This window comes from Bradyrhizobium jicamae, assembly GCF_018130215.1.
GTDB lineage: Bacteria > Pseudomonadota > Alphaproteobacteria > Rhizobiales > Xanthobacteraceae > Bradyrhizobium > Bradyrhizobium jicamae_A.
The window spans coordinates 1-1,003 of sequence record NZ_JAFCKQ010000135.1 but is presented as its reverse complement, the minus strand read 5'-3'; the positions used below and the strand labels follow the sequence as shown (position 1 = coordinate 1,003).

Below are 1,003 nucleotides of genomic sequence, written 5' to 3'. Positions count from 1 at the left end.
ATCGCCGCATGAATCGGAAAGCGGTAAAGGGTCAAGACAACGTTTGCGACAAGCCCACCACCGATCCCCATCAACGAGGCAGACGAGCCGATGACGAGACCGTAGCCCGCCATAGCGGTCGTACCGGGCAGGACTTTCCCTAACTGCCAGGTGTCTTTGCCAGCAAGCAACCTGACCGCTAGAAACATGCAGACGATGATAAAGACGCTCTTGAACACAATCGGCTTCGCTACCGAGGCAGCATAGACGCCGCCAAGCACACCGACGACAATCGGGAATGCCCACATCCTGAGCACGCGGATATCGACCGCGCCCTTCCTGTAGTGGCCTGTGAAAGACGAAATCGAGGTCGGCACGATAACGGCAAGCGAGGTCCCGACGCAGAGCGGCATCAGGACGTCATCTGGAACGCCGTAGAGCTGAAAGACCTCATAAAGCACAGGAACGATGACAGTTCCGCCTCCTACCCCGAATAATCCCGCCAGGATTCCAGTGCAGGCACCAGCTCCAGCAAGAGCCGCGGCAAGCCATGCAGTGTGACTAAGCGCGAGCGCACCCATTTGCCCGCTCCTCGGTCATGAACATCACGTCGGCGGGTCTGATCGAACTCCACCGTGTCGCCTGCTCGTAGGCATAGGCGAGTTGAAGACAGGCCAGATCACCATGACAGGGGCCTACAACCTGCAGCTCCATCGGTAAGCCCTGCTGCGAAAATCCTGCCGGCACGTTGACCACTGGACAGCCGACGAGCGTGGCGTAGATCACCACCTCTATCCAGCGATGGTAAATATCCATCTTGCAACCGCCTATCTCTTTCGGCCACGCTACCCTTGCATCGAACGGGAAACACTGTGCAGTGGGGAAGCACCAGGAAATCGTAGGTCTTGAATAATCGCTGGACCGCGCGACACCATTCGGCTCGGCGAGCGGACGCCTCAAGCACGTCAAGTGCCGACAAACGCATCGCCTGCTCAACTTCCCAACGCGCTTCCTCCTTCATCAG

The 1,003-nt window shown here is 58.2% G+C and carries 2 protein-coding genes; both read right to left on the bottom strand.

What is annotated here, in order from left to right:
• Window positions 1-560 (bottom strand): sulfite exporter TauE/SafE family protein (locus JQ586_RS40345; protein ID WP_212400168.1); only part of this gene is annotated, 560 nt, incomplete at its 3' end.
• Window positions 541-939 carry an amidase family protein gene (locus tag JQ586_RS40340; protein ID WP_212400167.1) on the bottom strand — a complete coding sequence of 133 codons (399 nt, stop codon included), beginning with the start codon at window positions 937-939 and terminating at the stop codon, window positions 541-543. The genes JQ586_RS40345 and JQ586_RS40340, both read right to left, overlap by 20 nt.
• Window positions 940-1,003 lie beyond the last annotated feature (64 nt).